This window comes from Polaromonas sp. (assembly GCF_043778355.1).
In the GTDB taxonomy this organism is placed as follows: domain Bacteria; phylum Pseudomonadota; class Gammaproteobacteria; order Burkholderiales; family Burkholderiaceae_C; genus Polaromonas.
In genome coordinates this window covers 1-26,172 of record NZ_JAYWHI010000051.1, presented here as the reverse complement: position 1 = coordinate 26,172, position 26,172 = coordinate 1, and the positions used below count along the sequence as shown (strand labels likewise).

Sequence of the window (26,172 nt, the reverse complement as noted above, 5' to 3'; positions counted from 1 at the left end):
AAACCAGCGCCGCCATCATTGTGCTGGCGCCCATCCTGGCGCCGGTGGCCATGCACTTCGGCGTCGACCCGGTGCATTTCGGCATGATCATGGTGGTCAATCTTGCACTCGGCATGATCACGCCGCCTTTCGGTGTCAATCTGTTTGCGGCATGCACAGTCGCACGAATATCGCTGGACCAGATCATCAGACACCTGTTGCCCTTTGTGCTGGTGATCATCGGATGCCTGATGCTGATCACCTACTTCCCGGCGATCTCGCTGACCTTGCGGGACCTGGTTTACGCCAAGTAAATAGAGCCCCCCGTTTGCTTACTGCGTGTAACTCTCTGCCCCACGTGGGGGCGCTGCACCTGCGGCCCGGTCAAACCGGTTACGCAGCCCCTGATTGACTAAGACCCCCCTCGACCGCTAACGGCTTTTCCGTTCGTCCTGAGCTTGTGGAAGGGTACCGGCACAGCGGCACGGTTTCGGGACTGATGCGTCCGGACCTTGGGCTACACTTGAGCCCGTCAGGAGAGAGTTTTCCTCGCGAAAACCGCCGAAGGCGCATGCCCACCCTTTCTGGTGGCTGAACGCTCAGGCAAAAGGACTGGCAACCGCCCTTCGCCAAGCATTTGACGAGCGGCGTTCCCTACTGGAGAGAGACGGCCTTCAAGGTCGTCCACCGAAGGAGCAAACCCGCATCGCCGGGTGAATCTCTCAGGTAAACCGGACAGCAGGGGCAGCCCATGGTTGATCACCATGTCGTCTATTTGCCCCCGGAGAACGCCTGTGTCCGCCACCGATACGCCCTTGTTGACAACACCCTTGCATGCGCTGCACCTCGAACTCGGCGCACGCATGGTGCCGTTTGCGGGGTATTCCATGCCAGTCCAGTACCCGGCAGGCCTGATGGCCGAACACCAACACACCCGCACAGCGGCCGGGCTGTTTGACGTGTCCCACATGGGCCAGTTGCGCCTGATTGGCCCGGACGCCGCAGCCGCACTTGAAACCCTGATCCCGGTGGATGTGATCGGCCTGGCGGTGGGCAAGCAGCGTTACGGCCTGCTGCTCAACGAGGACGGCGGCATCATCGACGACCTGATGTTCTTCAACCGGGGCGAAGATATTTTCGTCATCGTCAACGGCGCCTGCAAGGTCGGCGACATGGCGCACATCGCGCAAAAAATCGGCCACCGCTGCGAGGTCATCCCCCTGCCCGAGATGGCGCTGCTGGCGCTGCAGGGGCCGCAGGCCGTGACCGCGCTTTCACGACTGGCCCCCGGTGTCGAACAACTCGTGTTCATGACCGGTGCACGTTTTAGCGTCGCAGGCTGCGACTGTTTCCTCACGCGCAGCGGCTACACCGGCGAAGACGGTTTTGAAATCTCCGTGCCGGCCGCGCAGGCGGACACGCTGGCCCGCGCTCTGCTGGCCCAGCCCGAAGTCAAACCGATCGGCCTGGGCGCGCGCAACTCGCTGCGGCTCGAAGCGGGCCTGTGCCTCTACGGCAACGACCTCGACACCCGCACCACGCCGGTCGAAGCCAGCCTGAACTGGGCGATCCAGAAAGTGCGCCGCACTGGCGGCGAACGCGCTGGCGGATTTCCGGGCGCCGCCAAGGTGCTGGCGCAGCTGAACACGCCCGCCACCCTGGCCCGCAAGCGCGTCGGCCTGATCGCACTCGAACGTGTGCCGGTGCGTGAACACACCGAACTGCACAATGACGAGGGCCGGCGCATCGGCGAAGTCACCAGCGGCCTGCTCGGGCCGTCGATAGACAAGCCGGTGGCCATGGCCTATGTCGAACCGGCCTTTGCCGCCATCGGCACCCGCATCAACGCCATGGTGCGCGGCAAGCCGGTGCGCATGGAAGTAAGCGCCATGCCTTTTGTTCCCGCCCGCTATTTCCGCGGCTGAGATTTCGGACCCCCACTTTATTCAACGGAGAAGACCATGCTCAAGTACACCGAAGACCACGAATGGATCAAGCTCGACGGCGACATCGCCACCGTCGGTATCACCACCCATGCGCAGGACGCGCTCGGTGACGTGGTGTTTGTCGACCTGCCCTCGCTTGGCAGCACGTTTGCGCAGAAAGAAGTGGCCGGCGTGGTCGAATCGGTCAAGGCCGCCGCCGACGTCTTCATGCCAATCAGCGGCGAAGTGACCGAGGTCAACGAAGCCCTGCGCGACGACCCCTCGCTGGCCAACAGCGATCCGCTGGGCGCCGGCTGGTTCTTCAAGGTCAGGCTGTCGGACAAGTCGCAGCTTGATGCGCTGCTGGACGAGGCTGCTTACACCAAGTTTTCAGAAGCCTGATTCCCGACACCCCGTTTTATGTCTTCCTGCTTGTCATCCCGGACTCGATCCGGGATCCACGTCACATGAACCAGCGCCGCAACAACCCGCGGCCTGGATTGCGGGTCGGGCCCGCAACGACAGATTTGTTTTTTCGGAGTTCTCCATGTTGATGCCTACCGCCAAGTCGCTCGGCGAGCTTGAAAACCCCGCCGAATTCATCGCCCGCCACATCGGCATTGATGCGGCGGACGAAGCCCACATGCTCAGCGTGGTCGGCTCAGCCTCGCGCCGCGCACTGATAGCCGGCATTGTCCCGCGTTCCATCGCGCGCAGCAGCGCCATGGCCATTCCGCCGCCGGTGACCGAAGCAGCCGCGCTGAAGCAACTCAAGGCCATGGCGGGCAAAAACCAGGTCTTCAAGAGTTTTATCGGCCAAGGCTACTACGGTACCCTGACGCCCGGCGTGATCCTGCGTAATATTCTTGAGAACCCCGCCTGGTACACCGCCTACACGCCTTACCAGGCCGAAATCTCGCAGGGCCGCATGGAGGCGCTGATCAACTTTCAGACCATGGTGTGTGACCTGACCGGCATGCCGATCGCCAACGCGTCCATGCTTGACGAAGCCACCGCCGCCGCCGAGGCCATGACCCTGGCCAAGCGCAGCGTGAAAAGCAAAAGCCATGTTTTCCTCGTCGCAGGCGACTGCCACCCGCAAACCATCGAGGTGATCCAGACCCGCGCCAAACCGCTGGGCATTGAGGTCAAGGTCAGTACCGCTGCCACCACCCTGCCCATGATGATGGCCGAGGGTGACTACTTCGGCGTGCTCGCGCAGTACCCGGCCACCACCGGCAGCATTCATGATCTGCGCCCGCTTGCCGGACAGGCACATACAGACGGCGCTGCGCTGTGTGTGGCCGCCGACCTGCTGGCACTGACCCTTTTGACCCCACCTGGTGAATGGGACGCCGACATCGTGCTCGGCAACACCCAGCGTTTTGGCATGCCCATGGGCAACGGCGGCCCGCACGCCGCCTACCTGGCTTGCCGCGACGAGTTCAAGCGCTCGCTGCCCGGTCGGCTCGTCGGCGTGAGTGTGGACAGCCACGGTCAGCCGACCTACCGGCTGGCGCTGCAGACGCGCGAGCAGCACATACGCCGCGAAAAAGCCACCTCCAACATCTGTACAGCGCAGGTGTTGCCGGCCGTGATTGCGAGCATGTACGCCGTCTACCACGGCCCGCAAGGACTCAAGCGCATCGCGGAGCGCGTGGCGACCTATACCGCCATTTTTGTGCAGGGCTTGAAAACGCTGGGCTACGAAATCACCAACACCGGCGCCTTTGATTCGGTCACCATCAAAACCGGAGAAGCTACCAATTTGATAGCTAACCGTGCCCGCCAGTCAGGGGCTAACCTGCGATTTCGCTTGAAAAATCACCTGGGTGTGTCACTCGATGAAACCACCAGCCGCAAGGACATCGAGTTGCTCTGGTCATTCTTTGCGCAGCCGGGCCAGACCGTGCCGGTGGTCAGCGCTTTTGAAAAAGGCATGGAATCGCTGATTCCTGCGGACCTGCGCCGCAGCAGCGACTTTCTCACGCATCCGGTGTTCAATACGCATCACAGCGAGACCGGCATGCTGCGTTACATCCGCATGCTCAGCGACAAGGACCTGGCGCTGGACCGCAGCATGATCCCGCTCGGCAGTTGCACCATGAAGCTCAACGCCACCAGCGAGATGATTCCCATCACCTGGCCCGAGTTCGCCAACATCCACCCGTTTGCGCCGCAGGAGCAGTTGCAGGGTTACGCCGAGCTCGACAAACAGTTGCGCGACTGGCTGTGCCAGGCCACCGGTTACGCCGGCATCAGCCTGCAACCGAATGCCGGCTCGCAGGGTGAATACGCCGGCCTGCTGGTCATCAAGGCCTGGCTGGAAGCCAACGGCCAAGGCCACCGCCACATCTGCCTGATCCCGTCATCGGCGCACGGCACCAATCCGGCCAGCGCGCAGATGGTTGGCATGACGGTGGTTGTCACCGCCTGCGATGCGCAGGGCAATGTCGACATGGCTGACCTGAAAGCCAAGTGCGAGCAACACAGCGACAAGCTGGCCTGCGTGATGATCACCTACCCCAGCACTCATGGCGTGTTCGAGACGCAGGTCAAAGAGCTCTGCGCGCTGGTACACAGCCACGGCGGGCGTGTGTATGTCGACGGCGCCAACATGAACGCGCTGGTCGGTGTGGCCGCGCCGGGCGAGTTTGGCGGCGATGTCAGCCACCTGAATTTGCACAAGACTTTTTGTATTCCGCACGGCGGTGGCGGGCCCGGCGTTGGTCCGGTGTGTGTGGTGGCCGACCTCGTGCCCTATTTGCCTGGCCATGCGACGGCAGGTTTGCCGGTCAACGGTGTGGGCGCCATTTCAGCGGCACCACTCGGCAATGCCGCCGTGCTGCCGATCAGCTGGATGTACTGCCGCATGATGGGCCCCGAAGGCCTGCAGCAGGCGACTGAGGTCGCCATCCTCAGCGCCAACTACATCAGCGCGCGGCTCAAAGACCACTACCCCACGCTGTACGCCAGCGACAACGGCCATGTCGCGCACGAATGCATTCTGGACCTGCGGCCATTGAAGGAAACCAGCGGCGTCAGCGCCGAGGATGTCGCCAAACGCCTGATGGACTATGGCTTTCACGCGCCAACACTGAGCTTTCCCGTGCCAGGCACCCTGATGGTCGAACCGACCGAAAGCGAAACCCTGGCCGAACTGGACCGCTTCATCCACGCGATGATTGCCATCCGCGAAGAGATCCGTTTGATAGAAAAAGGCACCTGGCCGCAAGACAACAACCCGCTCAAACACGCGCCGCACACCGCGGCCAGCCTGCTGGGCACAGACTGGGACCGGCCCTATTCGCGCGAAACCGGTGCCTTTCCGCTGGCCTCGCTCAAACAGGTCAAGTACTGGCCACCCGTGGGCCGGGTCGACAACGTCTACGGTGACCGCAACCTGTTCTGCAGTTGTGTGCCGGTCAGCGACTACGCGGTCTGACGCGACAGCCCTGTCCGCATGGATGCACAAACGCTGATCATCATCGCGGGCGCCGCGACTGCAGGTTTTGTACAGGGCCTGTCGGGCTTTGCCTTCGGCATGGTATCCATGTCCTTCTGGGCCTGGACCATCGACCCGCGCCTGGCGGCAGCGATGGCGGTGTTCGGTTCACTGACCGGCCAGATCATTGCCGCCGTCACCGTGCGACGCGGCTTTGATGTCAAGAAGCTCGCACCCTTTGTGCTCGGCGGCCTGCTGGGCCTGCCGATGGGCTTGTTGTTGTTGCCGCAGCTGGATGTGCTGATGTTCAAGGCGCTGCTCGGCAGCCTGCTGGTGGTGGCCTGCCCGGCCATGATGTTCAGCGCGCAGTTGCCACGCATTACACGCGGCGGCCGCATCGCCGACGGCCTGGTCGGCGCAGGCGGGGGTTTCATGGGCGCCTTTGGCGGCTTCACCGGCGTGTTGCCGACGCTGTGGTGCACCTTGCGCGGCATGGAAAAAGACAGCCAGCGCGCCATCATCCAGAACTTCAACCTCGCGTTGCTGGCCGTCACCTTCGCCAGCTACATCGCAACAGGTGTGATCACCACCGCCACCCTGCCCTGGTTCGCGATCGTCGCCCCGGCGATGCTGATCCCCTCGCTGCTGGGGGCACGCCTGTACATCGGCATCAGCGAAGCGACCTTTCGCAAGGTGGTGCTGGGGCTGCTGACAGCATCGGGTGTGGCCTTGCTGGTGGGGTCGGTGCCGGGCTTGTTGCAGCGTTTGGGTTAAGGTGTCGGTTCCTCGTTCGCTCTCCTCGCCATGGGGGAGTCCAAATCACCGCAGGCAGACGCCTGGACGATCCCGCGGGCCAACAACAGCATGCTAAAACTGCTTCGATCTCTGATTCCAGCCCCCGGCCGGGACCAACAGGCCAACGACCCGGGCGCCGAGGCACTGGCACCTCCGTCCGAAGTATCCGCACCCGGTGTGGGGAGCTTCCTTTTCAGCTCCCATCTGTCCCTTGAAGGTGGTTTTCCCATACCCGACTGGACGGCGGCGCAAACATGGGTAGAAACCATTCCCGAGCCGGCGGAGCAGGCCAGCGCATGGACACGGCTTGAGCGCGCATGGCTTGAGCATCTGCAGCTTGCGTTAGGCCCCGCCTACCGCCTGCATGAAAACAAGGATTCCTTTGTACTCTCAACGCTGGAGCCCCATGTTGCCAGGGCAACACTGGACTTCATGTCAAAAACGCTTCAGCGAATCGCCCGCACCCTTGACGGGATCACCGAGATTTCTCCCTGGGGGAAAGATATCCTGATCGTTTTTGACGACGAGGACAGCTACTACCGCTATGTCTCACACTACTACCCCGAGGACGGGGAGTTTGCGGCAAGTGGCGGCATGTACATCCACGCAGGGTGCGGCCACTTCCTCACCGTCAAGTCCGATTTGCATGCCATCGAACCCATCATTGCCCACGAAATGACGCACAGCTGTCTTTCGCATCTGCCGATTCCGGCCTGGCTCAATGAGGGTCTGGCCGTCAACACCGAGCAGCGATTGGTGCCACGAGGAGCGGCAGCGCTGACGCCGCAGCAGATGCACCAAAAGCATTGTTCGTTCTGGGGCGACGCAGAGATGCAGGAGTTTTGGTCAGGCAAGTCGTTCCTGCGCAATGACGACGGCAACATGCTCTCCTATGATCTGGCGCGGATCCTGGTCTCACAGTTAAGCGCGGACTGGCCTAGTTTCCGTGCTTTTGTACTCGACGCCGACTTCACGGATGGAGGCGCCGCCGCCGCCATGGAACACTTGGGCATGGAGCTTGGCACCGTGGTCAGTACCTTGCTCGAGCAGGGGTCCGGCCTCGATCGGGCACCAGCTCCGTCCAGGTGGAACGAGGTGCCCGAACGCGGCGCTTTTTGAGGTCTCGCCTAAGTCAAGCTGGATTGGAAGCCTGACTGTCGCTCAAGCTCCAAGCGTCTCCAGCCACCCCACCGCCTCCGCCAGCTCCTGCTGCATGATCTCGTGCGCACTCGGATATTCGGCATAGGCGAGCTCAATCGGCAGCGACTCCACAAGGTCCCGGATCATATGCGCCGCCGCCAGCGGGATCACCTGGTCATACGTGCCGTGGCTGAGCCAGAGCTGTTTGCCATTCAATTCTTCAGCAGCCACCACCAGCGGAACAATCTGCTGCAACAGCCGGCTGTGCATCACCATCGCGGCGTGCATCAGCGCGGGTTGGGTCAGCAGCAATGACAGCACCATGATGCCGCCCTGGCTGAAGCCGCCGACCACCACACGCTCCGATGGAATACCGAGTTGCTGCGCCGCCGCAGCCAGGGTTTGCGCAACAAGCGCCCGGCTAGCGGCCTCCTGCGCTTCGTTGATGGTGCGCTCGCCCTGCTTATCGACGGTGAAGGCGAACCAGCCCCAGGCCGATGGCCCCATCGCATAAGGCGCGCGCAGGCTGATCACATGAAAGTTCTTCGGCACATAAGGCGCCAGGCCGAACAGGTCTTGCTCGTTGCTGCCGACGCCGTGCATCAACACCAGCAGCCACGGTTGGGCGGAGGGAGCAGCGGGCCGGTGAAGAAATGACAGGGGAAGGTCAAGCATTGGAAAAAGCTCTGGCTCGTTAATTTGCTATTTTTTTAATAGCTGCTTACGCCCGTGTGACATGGGCTGGAGGCTGAAATCATGATGTATCCACATAAGGCGTTCATTCGCTGACTTTTCCGCGCGAACTCTTGATCTCGGAGCGCTGGCTTTTGCCGGCCAGACGTCGCTGCTTCGATCCATAAGTCGGCTTGGTCGCACGCCGCACTTTCTGCGGAACCGACACGCCATCAATGACCTCCTGCAAACGCGCCAGCGCGTCGGCGCGGTTCATTTCCTGCGTGCGGTGCTGCTGCGCCTTCAGCACAAACACGCCTTCCTGCGTGATGCGGCTGTCGCTCAGGCAAAGCAACTGCTCCCGAATGTGCTCGGGCAGCGACGAGGCCATGATGTCAAAGCGCAAGTGAATGGCGCTGGAGACCTTGTTGACGTTCTGCCCGCCAGCGCCCTGGGCGCGGATGGCGCTGAACTCGACCTCGCGCTCATCCACCGGGAATTTCGGCAAGGTGGACATGGCGGAGGCGAGACCGATCAGGCCATGCCGGCCAGCGCGGCAATTGCCAGCGCATAACCCGGCACGCCAAAACCGGCCATCACACCCTTGACGACCGGCGACAGAAACGAGTGGTGGCGAAAGGACTCGCGCGCATGCACATTGCTGATGTGAAGCTCGATCGCCGTCACGCCAGAGCCTTTGATCGCATCGTGCAGCGCCACGCTGGTGTGGGTGTAGGCGCCCGCGTTGAACACCACGCCGACCAGCGTGCCGGCCGCCTGGGCGCGGCCCGCCTCCTGGATCGCATCGACCAGCACGCCCTCATGGTTACTCTGGCGGAAGTCCAGCGTGAAGCCGTGCGCCGCGCAAGCCTTGGCACACAGGGCCTCCACATCGGCCAGCGTCTGCGCACCGTAGACGGCAGGCTCGCGTGTGCCGAGCAGGTTGAGGTTGGGACCGTTGAGGACGAGAACTGTTTTCATGAACTCAGGCTTTCAGTGGGTGAACAGGCATTATCCAGCCAGAATTTTAGGAGCCTGTCCGGCAACCCGCCGGGATCTGGGCGACAGCGTGAGCAGGGCCAATCGCGCACAATCACGGGTCCCATGCAAACCCGCCACTTTATCCAGTTGATCGCCCTGTCCGCGTTGTGGGGCGGCTCGTTTCCGCTGCTGCGCATTGCCAGCCCGGCTCTCGGCCCCTGGCTGCTGGCGGGTCTGCGCTGCGTGCTGGCGGCGCTGGTGCTGGCGCTGCTGATGCGGGTGTTGCGCCAGCGCTGGCCGGCGCGCGCAGCCTGGCCGCGGCTGGCGCTGCTGAGCCTGCTGACGGTGGTTGCACCCTTTGTGCTGTTCAACTGGGCCGCGCTGGTGATCCCGGCCGGCTACTCGGCGGTGCTCAATGCCACTGCGCCGCTGTTCGGCGTGCTGGCCGCCGCTGCGGCAGGGGAAGAGCGGCTCAGCGGCCGGCGCCTGCTGGGCTGCGCCATCGGTTTCGCGGGCGTGGCGCTGCTGGTGCAACTCGGCCCGGTCGCCGTCACCACGCCGGTGCTGCTGGCGGCGCTGGCCTGCACCGGCGCTGCGGCTGGCTACGGCATCGGCTCCATCCTGATGAAACGCGCCACCATGGAACACGACGCCCTGCCGGCTTCGGCTGTCGTCCATGTGGCCGCCGCGATGCTGCTGCTCTTGCCGGCGGGCGCCAGCGTACCGGCGGCTGACTTCAGCACCGGTGCGCTGATTGCGGTTGCGGTGCTGGGCCTGTTCACCTCCGGGCTGATGTACTGGATCAGCATGCGGTTGATGCGCGAGATTCCGGCCAGCGCCGCCACTTCGGCGGCCTTCATGATTCCACTGTTTGGCGTGGCCTGGGGCGGCATCTTTCTGGGCGAGCCGGTCACCTGGGGCATGGTGCCGGGGTGTGTGCTGGTGCTCACAGCCACCGCGCTGATCACCGGCTTCAACCCGTTTCGCGATCGCGGCAAGGTGTGACCTGTCTGTCGTTGCGGGCCTGACCCGCCATCCATGCAGCATGGGTCTGCAATTCTGGAAAATGTGACATGGATCCCGGATCGAGTCCGGGATGACAACTTTACTTGCTACAAAATCAATAGCTACTCACAACCGTCCGCTATGGGCTGGAGGTATAAAACGCCTTCAAATCAGGCCCCAGACGAGGTGGCAGCACCCTGCCCGCGCTGCAGCCGCCACGCGCGCCACGCGCAGAAGGTGGCAATGGCGCTGGCCAGCGCACAGGCCCAGTACACACTGCCCAGCCCATAAACAGAACTGAGCACACCGCCGGCCAGGCCGCCCAGGACACCAGGCAGCCCATAGGCGACCACCACGTACAGTGCCTGGCCACGCCCGCGCAGCCGGCCAGGGAAGTGGTGCGACAACAAGGCGATACACGCCGTGTGGTGTGTTGCAAAGGTCAGCGCGTGCAGCATCTGCGCAAACACCAGCACCGCGAGCACACTGGCGTAAGTCGCGGTCAGTCCCATGCGCAGCGTCATGGCAGCGGCGCAGATCACCAGCCAGCCCGTCAGGCTGAAACGTGGCAGCCAGCGCCCCTGGGTGTAGAACCAGACGATCTCGACAGTGACCGACACCGCCCACAACACGCCGATCATGGCCTTGCTGTAGCCGATGCTGTCCAGGTACAACGAAAAGAAAACGTAAATTCCGATATGCGCGAGCACATGGAAAAACGCCGCCGCAAAAAACCACTGCACAGGCCGCTGGCGAAGGATGGGAAGCACCGGCACTTTTTCCTCATGCGGGTTAACGGCTTCCTTCAGGTTGGGCAGGCACCAGACGCTGACCGTCACCGCCAGCAGCGACAGAAAGGTCCACGCCGGAAAATGCTGCATGCCGAAAAATTCGAACCAGGCACCCGCAGCAAACACCGTGACCAGAAAACCCAGTGAGCCCCAGAGCCGCACGCGGCCATAACGCCGCGCATCAAAGGCGCCGCCCTGGCTGATCAGGTGCGCCATCGCGGCCTCGCTCATCGGCATCATGGCGCTGGTGTGGGTGAACATCACCAGCAGCACGGCGGTCAGCCACCAGATGCCGAAACGTGAGTCAAAGTCCAACCACAGGCCGCAGGAGCTGATCAGCGCGACCGTGGCGCCATAACGCAGCAGCTTGACACGTTCACCGGTGTGGTCGCTGAGCGCGCCCCAGCCGTAAGGCGCAAACAGCCGCGTAGCCGCCTGCACAGAGGTCAGCAAGCTGATCGCCAGGATGCTGAAGCCCAACTCCTTGAGCCACAGCGGCAGGTAGGGATTGAAAAACCCGATGTGGGCGAAATAACTGGCCGACAGCGCCGCAAACGGCACCAGCTGGCGGCGCCGCGCTGCTGCTTCAGGCATGTTCAGCGCCGATTCAGGCCGAGCCGTTGATGGCCTGCATCGGCGACACCACGTCGCCGCACTGCGCGCGGTGCCGTAGGGCGTGGTCCATCACCACCAGCGCCAGCAGCGCTTCGGCAATCGGCGTCGCGCGTATCCCGACACAGGGGTCGTGCCGGCCCTTGGTGATCACCGAGGTGGTCTCGCCCGCCATGTTGACCGACTCGCGCGGTGTCAGGATGGAACTGGTCGGCTTGATCGCAATCGACACTTCCAGGTCCTGCCCGGTGCTGATGCCCCCCAGCACGCCGCCGGCGTTGTTGGACAGAAAGCCTTCGGGCGACAACGAATCACCGTGCGTGCTGCCGCGTTGCGTGACGCTGGCAAAACCGGCGCCTATCTCCACACCCTTGACCGCGTTGAGGCCCATCATGGCAAAGGCGATGTCGGCGTCCAGCTTGTCGAACAGCGGCTCGCCCAAGCCGACCGGCATGCCGCTCGCGGTCACGCGGATACGCGCGCCGCAGGAGTCGCCGCCCTTGCGCAACTCGTCCATGTAGGCCTCCAGTTTGGAGACATCAGCCACGGGCGCGAAAAAGGGGTTGTGGGGCACATGCTCCCAGGACTCGAAACCAAGGGAAAGGTCGCCGACCTGTGTCATGCAGCCGCGAAAGGTGGTGCCGTATTTCTCCTTGAGCCACTTGCGGGCAACCGCACCAGCCGCGACCGTGGGCGCCGTCAGCCGCGCCGACGCCCGGCCGCCACCGCGCGGGTCGCGGATGCCGTACTTCTGCAGGTAGGCGTAATCGGCATGGCCGGGCCGGAAGGTGTTGAGGATGTCGCCGTAATCCTTGCTGCGCTGGTCGGTGTTCCTGATCAGCAGGCAGATCGGCGTACCGGTGGTTTTGCCTTCGTAAACGCCCGACAGGATCTCGACCGCATCCGGCTCGTTGCGCTGCGTCACGAACTTGCTGGTGCCGGGGCGGCGCCGGTCGAGCTCGACCTGGATGTCAGCCTCGCTGAGCGCCATGCCCGGCGGGCAGCCGTCAATCACGCAGCCAATGGCCGGGCCGTGGGATTCACCGAAGTTGGTGACTGCGAAAAGGGTGCCGAAGGTGTTGCCGCTCATGCAGGGATTATCCCAGATGGGATTGTGGGACCGCGGCCCCGGCGACTTGCGGGCATCAACGTCCGAACAGGCCGCGCAGCTTGTTGACCGCATCCACCGCCTCCCGAAGCGGCTCCGGGGCAACTGCAGGCTGGGGTGCCGTTTGCACCGTGGATGCATTGGAGGCTGGCGCACCCGTCGCCGGTACGGCGACAGCAGCGGGCACCGCCTGGGACGCCAGCGCTTCGGACTCCGCGACAGAGGGCAAGGGCTTGTCCACCCATCCCTGCAGGCGCGTGCGGTCCATCGCGTCAACCAGGGCCTGACGCAACGGAGAGTCGGAGCCGCTGACCGTCCACACAACATTGTTCACCCTGAGCGCCGCACTGCGGTTCGGGCTGGCCACGCCGTAAGACTCGGAAAGCCCGGCAGCATCGGTGCGAAGTTGTCTGACATTGATCGCCACGGACACAATCGCTTTTCGAAAGTTCAACTCATAAAAACGCGTGGCTTCGAGGTTGAAGTCTCCGGTGACCCCCCTGCACTGCTGGCCGAGGGTGGTGACGCTGTCCTTGTTCTGCAACTTGCCGCCCACGGGCACGGGCGGCAGCGCCGCCACCAGTGCCGCCATGGCGCGGCCATGAAACTCCACCTCGGCTGCCGTCGCCTTGCGCGTGTCCACACAGTCAGCCCACACCAGCACGGGCCAACTCACGCTCAGCACTGCGATGGCGGCGAGCCAACGGCGGGGCTGGGTACAACGCGGCTTGGCGGGGTTCAGGCTCAAGGCAAGTTCGGTAGAAGTTTTCATGGTGGTCCCTTCGACGGTGTGGGCTGCAAGGCTACCTCTTTCCTGGTGAGAAGAAAAGTTTTCGACGCGTCACCCGCCATCCAGAACCCCTTGACTCTGCAGAAAGCCCACATCCAGCAAAAATCACCGGCGGTCTACCCGTGTGCACCAGAGAACACGTCCCGCTTGCAACGTACCATCGCCCGGCCGAGCCCGGCTGCCGTGCGCCCTGCCCGCTGGGGCCACCCGGCTTGTTGGCAAACCTCTAAAACCCGAGCCACCTTGCGACTACCATTCAGGCAAATTCGACTCCGAGAACAACAACATGCCCCACACCACCTCCCCCTTCCCCCGCCTGCTGGCCCCGCTCGACCTTGGCTTCACCACCCTGAAAAACCGGGTGCTGATGGGCAGCATGCACACCGGGCTGGAAGACGGGCGCAAACACTTTCCTGCCATGGCGGCCTACTTTGCCGAACGGGCGCGCGGCGGTGTCGGGCTCATGGTGACTGGCGGTTTTGCGCCCAACATCGCCGGCTGGACCAAACCGTTTGCTGGCATGCTGGCCAGCTCAGGCGCGGCACGCCGCCACAAGCAGGTGACGGATGCGGTGCACGCCGAGGGCAGCAAGATTGCGCTGCAAATTTTGCACACCGGGCGTTACGGCTACCACCCACTGTGTGTGGCGCCGTCCCGCATCCAGAGCCCGATCTCGCCCTTCACGCCGCGCGAACTCAGCGCGGGTGGTATCGAGCGGCAGATCCGTGCCTTTGTCCGCTGTGCGCTGCTGGCGCGCGAGGCCGGTTACGACGGCGTCGAGATCATGGGCAGCGAAGGTTATCTGATCAACCAGTTCCTGGTCACCCACACGAACCAGCGAACGGACGACTGGGGCAGCAGTTATGCCAATCGCATGCGGCTGGCGGTCGAGATTGTGCGGCGCACACGCGAGGCCGTCGGACCCGACTTCATCATCATCTACCGCCTGTCCATGATCGATCTGATCCCCAATGGCAGCAGTTGGGACGAAGTCGTGTTGCTCGCGAAAGCCGTTGAATCAGCCGGGGCCACCCTCATCAACAGCGGCATCGGCTGGCATGAGGCACGTGTGCCGACGATCGCGACTTCGGTGCCGCGCGGCGCCTTCACCTGGGTCACGAAAAAGCTGCGCGACGAGTTGCGCGCGGCCGGCCTCACGATTCCGCTGGTCACCAGCAACCGGCTCAACACGCCCGAGGTCGCCGAGCAGGTGCTGGCCGACGGCAGCGCCGACATGGTCAGCATGGCGCGGCCTTTTCTGGCCGACCCGGAGTTCGTCAACAAGGCGGCGCAGGGGCGCAGCCAGGAGATCAATACCTGCATTGCCTGCAACCAGGCCTGCCTGGACCATGCCTTCCAGGCGAAGATTGCCAGTTGCCTGGTCAATCCGCGCGCCGGACACGAACTGGAGTTGGTCATCCGCATGACGCCGGCGCAAAAACGCATAGCCGTCATCGGTGCCGGACCGGCTGGCCTGGCTGCCGCCACCACACTGGCCCAGCGCGGCCACAGCGTGGATCTGTACGACGCCGCGGACAAGATCGGCGGCCAGTTCAACCTGGCCAAACGTGTGCCGGGCAAGGAAGAGTTTGAGGAAACCCTGCGCTACTTCGGCCAGCGCATCACGTCCACTGGTGTGCGTCTGCACCTGGGCACACGCATGGACGCCGCCATGCTGATCGCGCAAAAGTTCGACGAGGTGATCCTCGCCACCGGCGTCACGCCGCGCAACCCGCGCATCCCCGGCCAGGAGCATCCCCAGGTGCTCAGTTATATCGACGTGCTACTGGGCCGTGCGACTGTCGGCCAACGCGTGGCGCTGATAGGCGCAGGCGGCATCGGTTTCGACATTGCCGAATACCTGGTCACGCCGGCCCACCATTCCACCGCGCTGGACATTCCGGCCTGGCTGGCCGAATGGGGCGTGGCCGACCCTGGCGAGGTACGCGGCGGCGTGGTGCGCCCTGCCCCCACCGCGCCGGCCAGGCAGGTCACGCTGCTGCAGCGCAAACCCGGCAAACTCGGCAAAGGCCTGGGCAAAACCACCGGCTGGATTCACCGCGCTGCACTCAAGATGAAAAACGTCGAGATGCTCTCAGGCGTCAACTACGAACGCATAGGGGACGACGGCGCAGGCGGCCTCGGCCTGTTCATCACCTTCGGCGAGAAGCGTACCGACGGCACCGTGCTCAGCGTCGACAACATCGTGCTTTGCGCCGGCCAGGAACCGCTGCGCGAACTGCTGGCGCCGCTGCGCGCGGCTGGCGTCAAAACTACGCTGATAGGCGGTGCCGACGAGGCTTCGGAGCTGGACGCCAAACGTGCGATTGATCAGGGCACGCGGGTGGCGGCGGCCGTCTGATTGTCAGTGCGCCAGCAGCCCGGCGACATGGTCCCCAATCGCCAGTGAACTCGTCAGCCCCGGCGACTCGATGCCAAACAGGTTGACCAGCCCGGCCACACCGTGCTCGGCCGGGCCCTGGATCACAAAGTCGCTGGCCGGTGCGCCCGGCGGCTGGATCTTGGGGCGGATGCCGGCGTAACCGGGTATCAGTGCACCGTCGGCCAGGCCCGGCCAGTATTTGCGGACTTCGGCATAAAACGCGTCGCCGCGCGCCGCATCCACCTTCAGGTCGTCGGGCGAATCCACCCACTGCACATCGGGGCCGAACTTGGCCTGGCCGCCCAGGTCAAGGGTCAGGTGGACGCCCAGACCAGCAAGGTGTGACGCCGGCTCAGGAACCGGGTAAATCAGGCGCTTGAAGGGCGAGCGGCCGGACAGCGTGAAGTAGTTGCCCTTGGCATAGTGGCTGCGCGGAACAAAGCGGGCGTCCAGCCCTTCGAAGCGCGCGGCGAGTGCCGGCGCCTGCAGGCCGGCTGCATTGACGACGGTTCTGGCCTCTAGTTCGGTGCCATCATTTGCTACTAAAGTGATAGCTGTCGGAACACAGCGGGCATGGGTCAGGGCCGAATTGAGCACCACAACACCGCCTGCGTTCTCGATGTCGCCCTGCAGTGACAACATCAGCGCGTGGCTGTCGACGATGCCGGTGCTCGGCGAATACACAGCGGCGACGCAGGCCAGATGCGGCTCCATCGCCTGCGCCTGCTCACGCGTGAGCAGCACCAGATCATTGACGCCGTTGGCGGCGGCTTTGGCGATGATGGCCGGCAACCCGGCGGCCTGCGCGTTGCTGGTGGCGACGATCAGCTTGCCGCAGCGCTGGTGGCCAATGCCGCGGTCGGTGCAGTAGTCGTAGAGCATCTGTTTGCCCTGCACACACAGGCGCGCCTTCAGCGAGCCCTGCGGGTAATAGATGCCGGCATGGATGACCTCGCTGTTGCGCGAGCTGGTGCCGGTGCCGATGCCATTGGCGGCCTCCAGCACCATCACCTCGCGGCCTTGCAGCGCCAGCGCGCGTGCCACTGCCAGCCCGACCACGCCAGCGCCAATGACGACACATTCAACGCAATCAATCTGCTGCATCGAGTCTCCCTGTCAACACGTTCAATGAAAACCGTTCCATGGTGGCCGTGCGCCTCAAGCGCCAAGCCATGGCTGAAGGACCCCATGCCAAAGCGCGAAAGTGACGCCGATCCAGATGAGCACAATGACAACGGCGCCGACACGGCTCGTCGGTTTGCCGCCTTTTGTCTTCATCCACTGGTCGGCAAGATCACGGCAATCCCCAAGAACAGGCGCCGGTATCATCCGGATGGCCAGCCAGATCAGGCCAGGCAGCAAGATCACATCGTCAAGGTAGCCGAGCACCGGGATAAAGTCGGGTATCAGATCGATCGGGCTCAGGGCGTAGGCCACGACGAAGATGCCCAAGGCCTTGGCGTACCACGGAACGCCCGAATGCCGGGTGGCAAACCAGAGCGTCACACCGTCGCGCTTGATGGATTGCGCCCACCTTTTCAACCGCTGAGCGAGCACCACGTTGAACTCCCCTTGCAGCCGGTTCACAAGCCGCGCGGGTCGGTGGCCAGCAGCACTTGCACCAGCGACTGCAGGCTGGTTTTCAGCGGCGCAAACCCGTCGTTGATCTCCAGCGTCTCTTCGCTCATATAAAGCTTGCGGTTGATCTCCAGCTGGATGCTGTGGCGTTGCTGCTGCGGCGCGCCGTAGCGGCGAACCAGTTCCACCCCCTTGTACGGGTGGTTGTAGGCCACGCTGTAGCCCAGGCCCCGCAGGTGCTCGCAGACCAGACGCGCCAGCGGCGCTGCGGCGGTGGCGCCGTCGCGGTCGCCGACCACAAAGTCGGCGTGCGCTTCCCCCGGAAAATCGGTCGCGTTGCTGGAAGCAGTGGCCGGCATCGAGTGGCAGTTGATGTGGATGCTGTAGCCGTGCCGCGCATGTGCGTCGGTGATGGCCTGCGCTACCGCCGCGTGGTAGGGCTGCCAGCAGTTGGCGATACGCGCCTGCACCTCGGCCACCCCGAGCTTGCGCTGATAAATCGGAAATCCGTCATCCGTGGTGCGCCAGATCAGGCCCTTGCCCAGGCGCACCTTGCCGAGCACCCGCTTGTCGCGAGAGACCGGGCCGGGCCAGTCTTCATCGAACAAGCTGACGTCAATTTCGGTGATGTCGCGGTTGGCGTCCAGGTAACTGCGCGGAAAAAATGCCTCGATCCAGCCCACGCCCAGGCCAGGGGCAAAGTCGTAGAGTTTTTCGACATGGGTGTCTTCGGCGCGCCGCAACACCGGCAGCTCACAGGCGTAAGCGAAATCCTCGGGATAGGCGGTGCCACTGTGCGGGGAGTCCAGCACCAGCGCGGTGACGCCGGGCAGGTAACGAACCGGGGAATCAGGGGAAGCAGTCATGGCTTCATTGTGCCCGTGGCAGCGGCCCATGCGCGGCCGGGCAAGCCCTTGCCCCTTTCCTATGCTATGGAATCAATAGCTGTCTGCCCCCAATGGACATGGGCTGAGGCCCGATTTGTCTTATAAAACCGGCGTGGCCGGCGTGGCCGGCGCGGCCAGCATTTCCTGCAGCAGCCAGGTACCGGCGCGGCCCAAGGGCCGCTGGCGCGACCAGACCGCGTCCACCGGCACGCGCTGCGGCCAGCCGCGCGCGTTGAGTTCGCAGAGTTTGCCCACGGCGAACCGTGTGACCATCCAGCGCGGAATCGCGGCCCAACCAAAGCCCAGCACCGCCATCTCCATCAGCATCAGATAACTGGGTGCCGACCAGGAGCGACGCGCCGCCGGCATGACCTGGTCGGCCCGGCTCAGATAGGTGTCCAGCCGCAGCTCGCGGTGCCGGGCCAGAATCTCGGGTGTGATGTCCGTCATGCGGGCCAGCGCGTGGTCGGTGGCCACGAACAGCGTGATTTCCGACTGCTCGGCAATGGTGGCCGAACCGAGGTCAGGCGGGTACACACCCTGCGCGCCAACCACGCCAATGTGGGCGCGGCCGGTTTGCACCAGCGACACCAGGTCGCCGTGTTCGGCAATCAGGCACTCGAACTCCAGGTCCGGGAAACGCTGCTCGAAAGCTTTCAGCATCTCTTCAAAACGGTCCGACTGGTAGGTGTCGGACCAGACCACACTGAGCCGGGCTTCGAGCCCGCCGCCGAGCTGGCTGGCCGACAGGTCGAGCCGGTCGCTGGCGGCCAGGATTTCCTGTACCTTGCCCAGCACCACCCGGCCATGGTCGGTCAGTGCGGGCTTGCGGCTGCTGCGGTCAAACAGGCTCAGGCCCAGGTCGATTTCGAGGTTGGCAATCGCCGTGCTCACGGTGGACTGGCTTTTGCCAAGCTTGCGGGCGGCGGCCGAAAAAGAACCCAGGGTCGCGGCTTCGGCAAAAGCGGTCAGGGCTTCGGGAGAGTGGCGCATGGCGGAAACCTATCTATTTTTCAGATGATTATCAACTTTAATCTATTGCAAATAGCGATAAAAATACAGCCATCAACATTTTCGACATCTTTATTCAGTCATGAGTCTTCAGAAGTCCCTCAAAGAACGTTTTTTCCACGCCCTGGGTTTCGAGGTGCTGGCCATCGCCATCTGCGCCCCGCTGGGCGCCTGGCTGCTCGGTTATTCGCTGGCGCACATGGGCCTGCTGACCCTGATGATTTCGCTGATCGCCATGGCCTGGAACATGGTGTTCAACGCGATGTTTGACAGCGCCCAGCGCCGCATGGGTTTCCGGCGCACGCTGGCTGCGCGCGCCCTGCATTCGGTGATCTTCGAGATTGGCCTGATCCTGGCCGTGGTGCCGCTGGCGGCGTGGTGGCTGGACATCGGCCTGTGGGACGCCTTTGTGCTGGACATCGGCATCGTGCTGTTCTTTCTGCCTTACACCTTTGCCTTCAACTGGAGCTACGACCGTCTGCGGGAAGTTGTTGTGGCCCGGCATCTGCGCAAAAAGGCGCTGGCCGCCGCCTGAAGCTGCGGCCCGTTCAGCCGGCTGGACCGCGGTCCAGCAGCAGCTCACTGGAATGCGCGAGCTCAAACCGCCCGCTGACGGCCGCATGGTCCCAGCGCTCAACCCAGCACGAGGACTGCCCCGCCTGATGACGCAGCAGGTTGACCGAGTTGGGGGCCTCGCGGCGCACCCGCGTTGACAGCGCCGTGCCGGCCTGCACACACCAGATGCGCCGGCCAAGCCCCGCCACCTGCGACGACATGTCACACACATACGGCAGGTGGATGTGGCCACCCATCACGATGTCGGCCCCGGCGGCGGCCCAGGCGCGCACCGCCGGCTCCCAGCCGTTGAGCCGGTCATGTTCGTCTTCCGCGCGCAGCACCATCACCGGCTGGTGCACCACCACCACCCGCAACTGGGCGGGCCCGGCTTGCTGCAACTCGGCCACCACACGCCTGATTTGTGCGGCGGAGACCTCACCGTTTTTATGCCGCCAGCGCCGCGTGGTTTTCACACCGATCACAACAACGGCGGGGCTCAGCAAGCGGGTTTCGATCAGCGGGCCGAAGGCACGCTGATACCGCGCATACGGGCTGAAAGCGCGCTGCCAGAGATTGAACAGCGGGATGTCGTGGTTGCCGGGCAACGACAGCATGGCCGGGATCGCCAGCCGGTCGCAAAACGCTCGCGCAGCGCTGAATTGATCCGGCCGCGCGCGCTGCGTGATGTCGCCTGACAGCACCAGCAGGTCGGGCCGTTGTTCGTGCGCCAGTTGCACCAACGCCTCTGCCACGGCCGGCTGCACGGTGCCGAAATGCGGGTCCGAAATCTGCAGCAAAACGCTCATTGGGAAACCTCCGCGCTGTGCGCTGCGGTGTTCGCCTTGGGAACGCCCCGGCGGTCCACCATCAAAACCTCCGCGCTGTGCGCTGCGGTGTTCGCCTTGGGAACGGCCCGGCGGCTCATTCGACCTCCGCCCGGTCGGCTGGCGCAGGCACCAGCAGCAACAGCGGCTCGGGCGCAACCTCGAACACCAGCGGTGTGCGCATCCAGGCGATCTCGCCGTCGGTCGCCACCTTGATGCGTTTGAGGCCGCGCGGCGTCACGGTCAATCGGCGGAAAGAAAAGCTGTCGATGTTATCGGCCTCACCGAGCTGACCCAGCAAGCCGCGCATCAATAGACCAAACAGAGCCAGCGTGCCTATGGGTCGCACCACGATGGCGGCCAACTGGCCATGCGCCACCGCATCGGTCTGTTGCGCGTCAATACCGACGCGGGTGAGCTGGAGGCGGTTGTTTCCGACAAACAGCGTCGGTGTGCGCAGGGCGACGGCCTTGCCGGCCGACTCGATCTGCAGGTGCAGCTGCTTGCGGCTTTGCAGCAAGGTCGCGATGCCGGACAGAAAAGCCACCAATCGGCTGCGTCCGAGTTGGGCCTTCCAGTCCTCGCGGTCCTCCAGCAGTTGCGGATACAGGCCCAGGCTGGCGTTGACCAGGAACAAGCGGCCATTGACCTGGCCGGCCTGCACGGGCGTGATGCGCGCACCCAGCAAGGCGCGGGCGGCTGCCGCCGTGTCTTGCGGAATGGCGTGCACCCGGCCAAAATAATTGAAGGTGCCCTGGGGCAACACGCCGAAGGGGCAACCGCTGCCGATCACCACATTGGCCACGGCGTTGATGGTGCCGTCACCGCCGGCCGCAACCACCACGCCCTGGCGCGAGGTCGCGAGCTCGACCGCGCGGCGCGCCACGTCGTTGATGCGCGCCGGATCGTTTATCCGCAGAAATTCGAATTCGCGTCCGCCTTCTTCGAAGGTGCGCGCGATCAGCGCCAGCTGCTCATCGCTGTCATGTCGGCCCGAGCCCGCATTGAGGACGACAAAAAAAGGGCCGCGGCGTGCGGCGTTTTCAGGAGACGTATCAGGCAGGGGCATGCCAAAAGCATAAACGCCGCAGGCGTTCCGGTCTGTCAGTCAACAGCCCTTTCCGTCCTGCGGCGCTGCGCGGCGCAAAAAATCAGAATGCAACCGCCTATTTCATCTGCACCGAACCGGAGACATTCACCATCACCATGCTTTTGCCGGCCTCGACCGGAATTGGCGACGAATCGGCGGACTTGGCTTCCATGGCCATCATGCGTGGACGGACCGGGCCCTGGTCGTTGGCATTGATCGACACCTCACGCAGGGTGTAGCTGCTGAAACCAAAACTGCGCGAGACTTCAAGCGCCTTGGCCTTGAAGCTTTCAATCGCCTGCGCCTGGGCCTGGCCCTCCACCTGCGCGCGCTGCTCCCGGCTCAGCGCAAACCCGACATTGCCCAAGGTCAGGGTCTGGATTCTTCCGGCGGCCGCGGTGATGCGCGGAAAATCCTTGCCTTCAAGCACCAACTCGGTCCGGCCTTGCCAGCCGCTGATCTTGCCGTCCTTGTTGTAACGCGGGTAAAGGCTGAAGTTACCGGTGCGCACATCCATCAGGCCGGGCTGGGCGGTTTTTTTGGCTTCAAGCAGCGCGGCGTCCAGCGCCGCCTTGAGCTGGCTCTGAACGGCAGCGGCGTCGGTTCCGTCCCGCGAAGTGCTCATCAAAATCGACAGCAGGTCCTGCTGGACCTCGACCGAGCCACTGGCTGACAACTGGGCCACGTTCTGCAGCGGCGGCTGAATCGCCTGGGCCCAGAGGCTGGTACCGCCCAGGGTCAACAGACAGGCCGCCAGGATGTGTCGGGTATTTTTCAAGGTTTTCCTTCAAGGGTTAAGAGGGCGCTCGCCGTGGAGCTGGGCTCACCGCGCAGGGTTGGAATTTACGCGACATCCGCTCAGTGACGTGTCATCATCGGCCCCTATCTGCTGTCATCCTGCATCGCAATCATGGCCTCCGGTGTTTATCTGCCTGCTGTCCGCCTTGATTGCAGCCGAAAGTTCTGTAACAGTGTGTCAAAGTGACCGGATTTTGTGGATTCCGCGTTTTTAGCCTACAAAATGGCTCTGTTACAAATTACGATGCCACCATGACCCAAGCTAGCAACACTCCCCGCGCCGACAAGATCCTGATTCTGGACGACGATGTCCGCATTCGCGACCTGCTTCGCCGCTATCTGACCCAGGAGGGCTTCGAAGTCATCCTCGCGGAAGACAGCAAGGCCCTGAACCGCATCATGATGCGTGACGCCGTGGACCTGATCGTGCTCGACCTGATGATGCCCGGCGAAGACGGCCTGTCGATCTGCCGGCGCCTGCGCGCCGCGAACGACCGCACCCCCATCATCATGCTGACGGCCAAGGGCGAAGACGTGGACCGCATCGTTGGCCTGGAAGTCGGTGCCGACGACTACCTGTCCAAACCCTTCAACCCCCGCGAATTGCTGGCGCGCATCCACGCCGTGTTGCGCCGCCGTCCGGCCACCGAGGTGCCGGGCGCGCCGTCCAGCGATCAGGAAGTGGTCAATTTTGGCCCCTTTGTTTTCGACATGGGACTGCGCACCCTGCAAAAAAACGGCGAGGAATTGCCGCTGACCACCGGCGAATTTGCCATGCTGAAAACCCTGGTGCGTCATCCGCGTCAGCCGCTGTCGCGTGAAAAGCTCGCCCAGTTGGCGCGTGGCCGGGAGTTTGAGCCTTTTGACCGAAGCCTGGACGTGCAGGTCTCGCGCCTGCGCAAGCTGATCGAGACCGACGCTGCCGTACCGCGTTATATTCAGACGGTCTGGGGCATTGGGTATGTGTTTGTTCCGGACGGTACCAACTGACAGACCCCGCGCCCGCGATCACCCTTCCACGGCAACTCCCGCCTCGCTGATGCCGCGTCCACTGCCAGACTTTCCCGCCATTCCCATGCAAGGCACCAGTCCCGCGATCCTGGAAACTGCCCCGGCTCCCCTGGAGATGCGTCCCCGCGTCGGGTTGAGCCTGTTCTGGCGCACTTTTTTCTTTCTGGCACTGCTGCTGATCGGCTGCATCGTGGCCTGGCTGCAAACTTTCCGGGCGCTGGAGTTCGAGCCGCGCGCGGTGCAAAGTGCCCAGCAGCTGGCCTCGCTGGTCAACCTGAGCCGCGCGGCGCTCAAGTACTCGGACTCCATCACGCGGGTCTGGCTGATCAAAACCCTGGCGGACGAAGAAGGCGTGCGCATCTCGCCACGCGAGCCCAAAGACAAATACGAGCTGTTTGTCAACGACCCGTTCGGCGAGCGCATTGGCGATGAACTCACCACCCGCATGGGCCAGGGCACGGTGGTGGCCAAATCCGTCAATGGCGTGGCGGGTGTCTGGGTCGGCTTCACGATTGACGGCGACGCCTACTGGTTGCTGACCGACCCCTCGCGCCTGGGCCCCATGCAGGGCGGCACCTGGCTGATCTGGCTGATCACCGCGGCGATTTTGTCGCTGGTCGGCGCGGCGCTGATCGCGCGCCTGATCAACCGGCCGCTCAAGCAACTGTCGTTTGCCGCCAGCCGCATGCGCGACGGCGACTTCGACGCCAGCCTGCTCGACGAACAGGTGGCGACCAGTGAAATCCGCGAGGTCAACATCGGGTTCAACCGCATGGCCGAGCAACTCTCCAAGATCGAGGAAGACCGGGTCATCATGCTGGCCGGTATTTCCCACGACTTGCGCACGCCGCTGGCGCGCCTGCGCCTGGAAACCGAAATGAGCGTGGCCGACGCCGAGGCGCGCGCCCACATGGCGGCCGACATTTCCCAGCTCGACGCCATCATCGACAAGTTTCTCGACTACGCCCGGCCCGACCCGCCGCAACTGGCGCCACTGTCGCTCAACGCCATCATCGATGCGGCCGTGTATGCGGTGGCCGAATACGCCGACATGCGGGTCAATGTCACCCTGTCTGGCCCGATCACCGTGCTGGCCGACGAGGTGGAGTTGTCACGCGTCATCGCCAACCTGCTGGAAAACGCCAGGCGTTACGGCAAGACACCGGAAACCGGCATCGCCATCGTCGACATTGCGGCCAAGGAACGCGACCAGTGGGTGCTGATCAAGGTCCGCGACCACGGCACCGGCGTTGCGCCGCATGCGCTGAACAACCTGACCAAACCTTTTTTCCGCGGCGACGCGGCACGCACCGCCGCCACCGGCGCCGGACTGGGTCTGGCAATTGTTGAAAAAACCCTGCACCGCATGGGCGGGGTGTTCGCTCTGGCCAACACTGGCTCGGGCGGGCTGGCGGCGCACATCAAGCTGCGCAGAGGCTAAACGTTTCTGTCATCCCGGACCCCGGATCAGGTCCGGGGCAGGCCCGATCCGGGATCCATGTTCGATGACTCGTGCTGTGTGGTTCGCCTACAAGCCGGGGCTTGCCCGGCGGCAACTCACTTTCTTTTTGCGTCGCCAAAAAGAAAGTAAGCAAAGAAAAAGGCGACCCGATGGTCTGGGTCCCCTTAGCCGGCGCGCAGGGACAACCTGCGGTGCTCGCCGAAAACGGGGTCGGGCTCGAACTCGGCTAGCGCCTCAGACAATCGCCCGTCCTGATCCGTTTTCGGCTGCGCTCCTCGGCCCAGCCCGACGGGTGGGGAAAACCAATGCGGGAACAAAAATCCAGAGTGCAGGAAGCGCAAAGCGCTTCCTGCACGGGAGTCCCAAGCGACCGTCATGTTTGCACTCGAGAGCAGCGCACGTAGCCAAATGAGGCTCCCTTCCCTCGCCCAGCGGGGCGAGGGAAGGGCGGGGGGTTGGGAGTGGGGAGTTAAGTCCTGCTGTCTTTTGCAGCATCGGCAACCGCCGTAAGTTCTGCATGCATGGATTGCGGCTCCAGCCCGCAATGACAAGAAAAATCAGGCGCAAGCCCCTGTCCAGCAAGCGCAAGCAGCTACTAAAACAATAGCGCTACAGCCCGCGCTTCCATGCTCAGGCCCTGACCCACCGGGCCAAGTTTTTCGGCGGTTTTGGCTTTCACGTTGACCCGCGACACCTCCAGGCCCAGTACATCGGCCAGGCACTGGCGCATCGCCGGGATATAGGGGGCCAGCTTGGGCGCCTGCGCCACCACGGTGCTGTCGATGTTGCCGATGCGCAGGCCGCGTTCAGCCAGCAGGCGACCGGTTTCGCGCAGCAGCACCACGGAGTCTGCCCCCTTGAAACGCGCATCGGTGTCGGGAAAATGACTGCCGATGTCGCCCAGGCCGGCCGCGCCCAGCAGCGCATCGATCACCGCATGAATCAGTACATCGGCATCCGAGTGCCCGAGCAGGCCGGTGATGTGCGGCACGGTCACGCCGCCGATGATCAGCTTGCGACCTGCCACCAGCGCATGGGTGTCCCAGCCCTCGCCAATGCGGAATGGAGGAAGTACAGGCGTATCAGGCTGGCTCATGACTGGGATCCATTGGTAGGGGGCACCGCAAACGCGGTTTTACTTGCCGCAGGCTTGCGCACCCGCGGCTTGGCCGGTGTCCGGCTTTTGATCAGTGCTTCGGCCAGCACAAAATCTTCTGGATAAGTCACCTTGAAGTTGTGCGCACTGCCGCGCACCAGTTTTGGCGCCAGGCCGGCGGCTTCCATGGCGCTGGCTTCGTCGGTGACGGCTTCGCCCAGGGTCACCGCC

The 26,172-nt window shown here is 63.7% G+C and carries 26 protein-coding genes and 2 riboswitches; of the genes, 11 read left to right on the top strand and 15 right to left on the bottom strand.

What is annotated here, in order from left to right; genetic code table 11:
- The 6 genes from ACH2CW_RS08370 to ACH2CW_RS08345 form a co-directional block, all read left to right on the top strand.
- The coding region (locus ACH2CW_RS08370) for a TRAP transporter large permease subunit (RefSeq protein ID WP_395057010.1) at positions 1-293 on the top strand (293 nt) is incomplete at its 5' end.
- Between the two features lie 209 nt (positions 294-502).
- A riboswitch (glycine riboswitch) is annotated at positions 503-604 on the top strand.
- 22 nt (positions 605-626) lie between these two features.
- Positions 627-728, top strand: a riboswitch (glycine riboswitch).
- Between the two features lie 15 nt (positions 729-743).
- On the top strand, positions 744-1,904 hold the full coding sequence (gene gcvT / locus ACH2CW_RS08365; protein ID WP_395057008.1) for a glycine cleavage system aminomethyltransferase GcvT: 1,161 nt from the start codon (positions 744-746) through the stop codon (positions 1,902-1,904).
- A gap of 36 nt (positions 1,905-1,940) precedes the next feature.
- The gene (gcvH, locus tag ACH2CW_RS08360; protein ID WP_395057006.1) at positions 1,941-2,306 is read left to right on the top strand and encodes a glycine cleavage system protein GcvH; all 366 of its coding nucleotides are present in this window, start codon (positions 1,941-1,943) and stop codon (positions 2,304-2,306) included.
- A gap of 145 nt (positions 2,307-2,451) precedes the next feature.
- The gene (gene gcvP / locus ACH2CW_RS08355; RefSeq protein ID WP_395057004.1) at positions 2,452-5,349 is read left to right on the top strand and encodes an aminomethyl-transferring glycine dehydrogenase; all 2,898 of its coding nucleotides are present in this window, start codon (positions 2,452-2,454) and stop codon (positions 5,347-5,349) included.
- 18 nt (positions 5,350-5,367) lie between these two features.
- Positions 5,368-6,123: a sulfite exporter TauE/SafE family protein gene (locus ACH2CW_RS08350; protein WP_395057002.1), complete on the top strand. Its 756-nt coding sequence runs from the start codon at positions 5,368-5,370 to the stop codon at positions 6,121-6,123.
- Between the two features lie 30 nt (positions 6,124-6,153).
- Positions 6,154-7,263, top strand: coding sequence for a hypothetical protein (locus ACH2CW_RS08345; protein WP_395057000.1), 1,110 nt, complete (start codon positions 6,154-6,156; stop codon positions 7,261-7,263).
- Positions 7,264-7,305: 42 nt separating this feature from the next.
- On the opposite strand, the gene ACH2CW_RS08340 is transcribed toward ACH2CW_RS08345, so the two are convergent.
- The 3 genes from ACH2CW_RS08340 to aroQ all read right to left on the bottom strand — a co-directional run bounded on the left by ACH2CW_RS08340 (position 7,306) and on the right by aroQ (position 8,937).
- Positions 7,306-7,959, bottom strand: coding sequence for an alpha/beta hydrolase (locus ACH2CW_RS08340; protein ID WP_395056998.1), 654 nt, complete (start codon positions 7,957-7,959; stop codon positions 7,306-7,308).
- Positions 7,960-8,062: 103 nt separating this feature from the next.
- Positions 8,063-8,473, bottom strand: a complete 411-nt coding sequence (gene arfB, locus ACH2CW_RS08335) for an alternative ribosome rescue aminoacyl-tRNA hydrolase ArfB (RefSeq protein ID WP_395056996.1) — start codon at positions 8,471-8,473, stop codon at positions 8,063-8,065.
- Positions 8,474-8,490: 17 nt separating this feature from the next.
- Positions 8,491-8,937: a type II 3-dehydroquinate dehydratase gene (gene aroQ / locus ACH2CW_RS08330; RefSeq protein ID WP_395056994.1), complete on the bottom strand. Its 447-nt coding sequence runs from the start codon at positions 8,935-8,937 to the stop codon at positions 8,491-8,493.
- A 123-nt stretch (positions 8,938-9,060) separates the two neighbouring features.
- On the opposite strand from aroQ, the gene ACH2CW_RS08325 reads away from it, so the two are divergent.
- On the top strand, positions 9,061-9,942 hold the full coding sequence (locus tag ACH2CW_RS08325; protein ID WP_395056992.1) for a DMT family transporter: 882 nt from the start codon (positions 9,061-9,063) through the stop codon (positions 9,940-9,942).
- A 170-nt stretch (positions 9,943-10,112) separates the two neighbouring features.
- On the opposite strand, the gene ACH2CW_RS08320 is transcribed toward ACH2CW_RS08325, so the two are convergent.
- From ACH2CW_RS08320 to ACH2CW_RS08310, 3 genes are read right to left on the bottom strand one after another with little or no spacing between them, the layout of a single operon-like run.
- Positions 10,113-11,327: an MFS transporter gene (locus ACH2CW_RS08320; protein WP_395056990.1), complete on the bottom strand. Its 1,215-nt coding sequence runs from the start codon at positions 11,325-11,327 to the stop codon at positions 10,113-10,115.
- Positions 11,328-11,340: 13 nt separating this feature from the next.
- Complete coding sequence (gene aroC / locus ACH2CW_RS08315) at positions 11,341-12,435, bottom strand: chorismate synthase (protein WP_395056988.1); 1,095 nt, start codon at positions 12,433-12,435, stop codon at positions 11,341-11,343.
- A gap of 55 nt (positions 12,436-12,490) precedes the next feature.
- Complete coding sequence (locus ACH2CW_RS08310) at positions 12,491-13,225, bottom strand: hypothetical protein (RefSeq protein ID WP_395056986.1); 735 nt, start codon at positions 13,223-13,225, stop codon at positions 12,491-12,493.
- Between the two features lie 304 nt (positions 13,226-13,529).
- Here ACH2CW_RS08310 and ACH2CW_RS08305 point away from each other — a divergent pair, with 304 nt between their 5' ends.
- On the top strand, positions 13,530-15,605 hold the full coding sequence (locus tag ACH2CW_RS08305) for an FAD-dependent oxidoreductase (RefSeq protein WP_395056984.1): 2,076 nt from the start codon (positions 13,530-13,532) through the stop codon (positions 15,603-15,605).
- 3 nt (positions 15,606-15,608) lie between these two features.
- Here the strand turns inward: ACH2CW_RS08305 and ACH2CW_RS08300 are convergent, their stop codons facing one another.
- From ACH2CW_RS08300 to ACH2CW_RS08285, 4 genes are all read right to left on the bottom strand, one after another.
- A complete protein-coding gene (locus tag ACH2CW_RS08300) occupies positions 15,609-16,730 on the bottom strand; it encodes an NAD(P)/FAD-dependent oxidoreductase (RefSeq protein WP_395056982.1) in 1,122 nt (373 codons plus the stop codon).
- Positions 16,731-16,784: 54 nt separating this feature from the next.
- The gene (locus tag ACH2CW_RS08295; protein ID WP_395057012.1) at positions 16,785-17,186 is read right to left on the bottom strand and encodes a YkvA family protein; all 402 of its coding nucleotides are present in this window, start codon (positions 17,184-17,186) and stop codon (positions 16,785-16,787) included.
- 23 nt (positions 17,187-17,209) lie between these two features.
- Complete coding sequence (locus ACH2CW_RS08290; RefSeq protein WP_395056980.1) at positions 17,210-18,070, bottom strand: N-formylglutamate amidohydrolase; 861 nt, start codon at positions 18,068-18,070, stop codon at positions 17,210-17,212.
- A 120-nt stretch (positions 18,071-18,190) separates the two neighbouring features.
- Complete coding sequence (locus ACH2CW_RS08285; protein ID WP_395056978.1) at positions 18,191-19,084, bottom strand: LysR family transcriptional regulator; 894 nt, start codon at positions 19,082-19,084, stop codon at positions 18,191-18,193.
- Between the two features lie 100 nt (positions 19,085-19,184).
- Between ACH2CW_RS08285 and ACH2CW_RS08280 the strand changes: the two genes are divergently transcribed.
- On the top strand, positions 19,185-19,637 hold the full coding sequence (locus ACH2CW_RS08280; RefSeq protein ID WP_395056976.1) for a multidrug/biocide efflux PACE transporter: 453 nt from the start codon (positions 19,185-19,187) through the stop codon (positions 19,635-19,637).
- A 13-nt stretch (positions 19,638-19,650) separates the two neighbouring features.
- Here the strand turns inward: ACH2CW_RS08280 and ACH2CW_RS08275 are convergent, their stop codons facing one another.
- The 3 genes from ACH2CW_RS08275 to ACH2CW_RS08265 all read right to left on the bottom strand — a co-directional run bounded on the left by ACH2CW_RS08275 (position 19,651) and on the right by ACH2CW_RS08265 (position 22,352).
- The gene (locus tag ACH2CW_RS08275) at positions 19,651-20,466 is read right to left on the bottom strand and encodes a metallophosphoesterase family protein (RefSeq protein ID WP_395056974.1); all 816 of its coding nucleotides are present in this window, start codon (positions 20,464-20,466) and stop codon (positions 19,651-19,653) included.
- A gap of 115 nt (positions 20,467-20,581) precedes the next feature.
- A complete protein-coding gene (locus tag ACH2CW_RS08270) occupies positions 20,582-21,553 on the bottom strand; it encodes a diacylglycerol/lipid kinase family protein (protein ID WP_395056972.1) in 972 nt (323 codons plus the stop codon).
- A 97-nt stretch (positions 21,554-21,650) separates the two neighbouring features.
- A complete protein-coding gene (locus ACH2CW_RS08265) occupies positions 21,651-22,352 on the bottom strand; it encodes an SIMPL domain-containing protein (RefSeq protein ID WP_395056970.1) in 702 nt (233 codons plus the stop codon).
- A gap of 272 nt (positions 22,353-22,624) precedes the next feature.
- On the opposite strand from ACH2CW_RS08265, the gene ompR reads away from it, so the two are divergent.
- A complete protein-coding gene (gene ompR, locus ACH2CW_RS08260; RefSeq protein WP_395056968.1) occupies positions 22,625-23,362 on the top strand; it encodes a two-component system response regulator OmpR in 738 nt (245 codons plus the stop codon).
- An 85-nt stretch (positions 23,363-23,447) separates the two neighbouring features.
- Complete coding sequence (locus tag ACH2CW_RS08255; protein WP_395056966.1) at positions 23,448-24,824, top strand: ATP-binding protein; 1,377 nt, start codon at positions 23,448-23,450, stop codon at positions 24,822-24,824.
- 616 nt (positions 24,825-25,440) lie between these two features.
- On the opposite strand, the gene ispF is transcribed toward ACH2CW_RS08255, so the two are convergent.
- Both ispF and ACH2CW_RS08245 read right to left on the bottom strand, forming a co-directional pair.
- Complete coding sequence (ispF, locus tag ACH2CW_RS08250) at positions 25,441-25,941, bottom strand: 2-C-methyl-D-erythritol 2,4-cyclodiphosphate synthase (RefSeq protein ID WP_395056964.1); 501 nt, start codon at positions 25,939-25,941, stop codon at positions 25,441-25,443.
- The coding region (locus ACH2CW_RS08245; protein ID WP_395056962.1) for a 2-C-methyl-D-erythritol 4-phosphate cytidylyltransferase at positions 25,938-26,172 on the bottom strand (235 nt) is incomplete at its 5' end. The genes ACH2CW_RS08245 and ispF, both read right to left, overlap by 4 nt.

Excerpts from the sequence above, each read along its gene's own strand:
- ACH2CW_RS08320 (WP_395056990.1), bottom strand. The coding sequence starts at position 11,327 with ATGCCTGAAGCAGCAGCGCGGCGCCGCCAGCTGGTGCCGTTTGCGGCG.
- ACH2CW_RS08285 (WP_395056978.1), bottom strand. The coding sequence starts at position 19,084 with ATGCGCCACTCTCCCGAAGCCCTGACCGCTTTTGCCGAAGCCGCGACC.
- ispF (WP_395056964.1), bottom strand. The coding sequence starts at position 25,941 with ATGAGCCAGCCTGATACGCCTGTACTTCCTCCATTCCGCATTGGCGAG.
- ACH2CW_RS08290 (WP_395056980.1), bottom strand. The coding sequence starts at position 18,070 with ATGACTGCTTCCCCTGATTCCCCGGTTCGTTACCTGCCCGGCGTCACC.
- ACH2CW_RS08310 (WP_395056986.1), bottom strand. The coding sequence starts at position 13,225 with ATGAAAACTTCTACCGAACTTGCCTTGAGCCTGAACCCCGCCAAGCCG.
- ACH2CW_RS08340 (WP_395056998.1), bottom strand. The coding sequence starts at position 7,959 with ATGCTTGACCTTCCCCTGTCATTTCTTCACCGGCCCGCTGCTCCCTCC.
- ACH2CW_RS08270 (WP_395056972.1), bottom strand. The coding sequence starts at position 21,553 with ATGCCCCTGCCTGATACGTCTCCTGAAAACGCCGCACGCCGCGGCCCT.
- ACH2CW_RS08345 (WP_395057000.1), top strand. The coding sequence starts at position 6,154 with ATGGGGGAGTCCAAATCACCGCAGGCAGACGCCTGGACGATCCCGCGG.
- aroC (WP_395056988.1), bottom strand. The coding sequence starts at position 12,435 with ATGAGCGGCAACACCTTCGGCACCCTTTTCGCAGTCACCAACTTCGGT.
- ACH2CW_RS08350 (WP_395057002.1), top strand. The coding sequence starts at position 5,368 with ATGGATGCACAAACGCTGATCATCATCGCGGGCGCCGCGACTGCAGGT.
- gcvH (WP_395057006.1), top strand. The coding sequence starts at position 1,941 with ATGCTCAAGTACACCGAAGACCACGAATGGATCAAGCTCGACGGCGAC.
- ACH2CW_RS08305 (WP_395056984.1), top strand. The coding sequence starts at position 13,530 with ATGCCCCACACCACCTCCCCCTTCCCCCGCCTGCTGGCCCCGCTCGAC.
- arfB (WP_395056996.1), bottom strand. The coding sequence starts at position 8,473 with ATGTCCACCTTGCCGAAATTCCCGGTGGATGAGCGCGAGGTCGAGTTC.
- ACH2CW_RS08275 (WP_395056974.1), bottom strand. The coding sequence starts at position 20,466 with ATGAGCGTTTTGCTGCAGATTTCGGACCCGCATTTCGGCACCGTGCAG.
- gcvP (WP_395057004.1), top strand. The coding sequence starts at position 2,452 with ATGTTGATGCCTACCGCCAAGTCGCTCGGCGAGCTTGAAAACCCCGCC.
- ACH2CW_RS08280 (WP_395056976.1), top strand. The coding sequence starts at position 19,185 with ATGAGTCTTCAGAAGTCCCTCAAAGAACGTTTTTTCCACGCCCTGGGT.
- ompR (WP_395056968.1), top strand. The coding sequence starts at position 22,625 with ATGACCCAAGCTAGCAACACTCCCCGCGCCGACAAGATCCTGATTCTG.
- aroQ (WP_395056994.1), bottom strand. The coding sequence starts at position 8,937 with ATGAAAACAGTTCTCGTCCTCAACGGTCCCAACCTCAACCTGCTCGGC.
- ACH2CW_RS08325 (WP_395056992.1), top strand. The coding sequence starts at position 9,061 with ATGCAAACCCGCCACTTTATCCAGTTGATCGCCCTGTCCGCGTTGTGG.
- gcvT (WP_395057008.1), top strand. The coding sequence starts at position 744 with ATGTCGTCTATTTGCCCCCGGAGAACGCCTGTGTCCGCCACCGATACG.
- ACH2CW_RS08255 (WP_395056966.1), top strand. The coding sequence starts at position 23,448 with ATGCAAGGCACCAGTCCCGCGATCCTGGAAACTGCCCCGGCTCCCCTG.
- ACH2CW_RS08300 (WP_395056982.1), bottom strand. The coding sequence starts at position 16,730 with ATGCAGCAGATTGATTGCGTTGAATGTGTCGTCATTGGCGCTGGCGTG.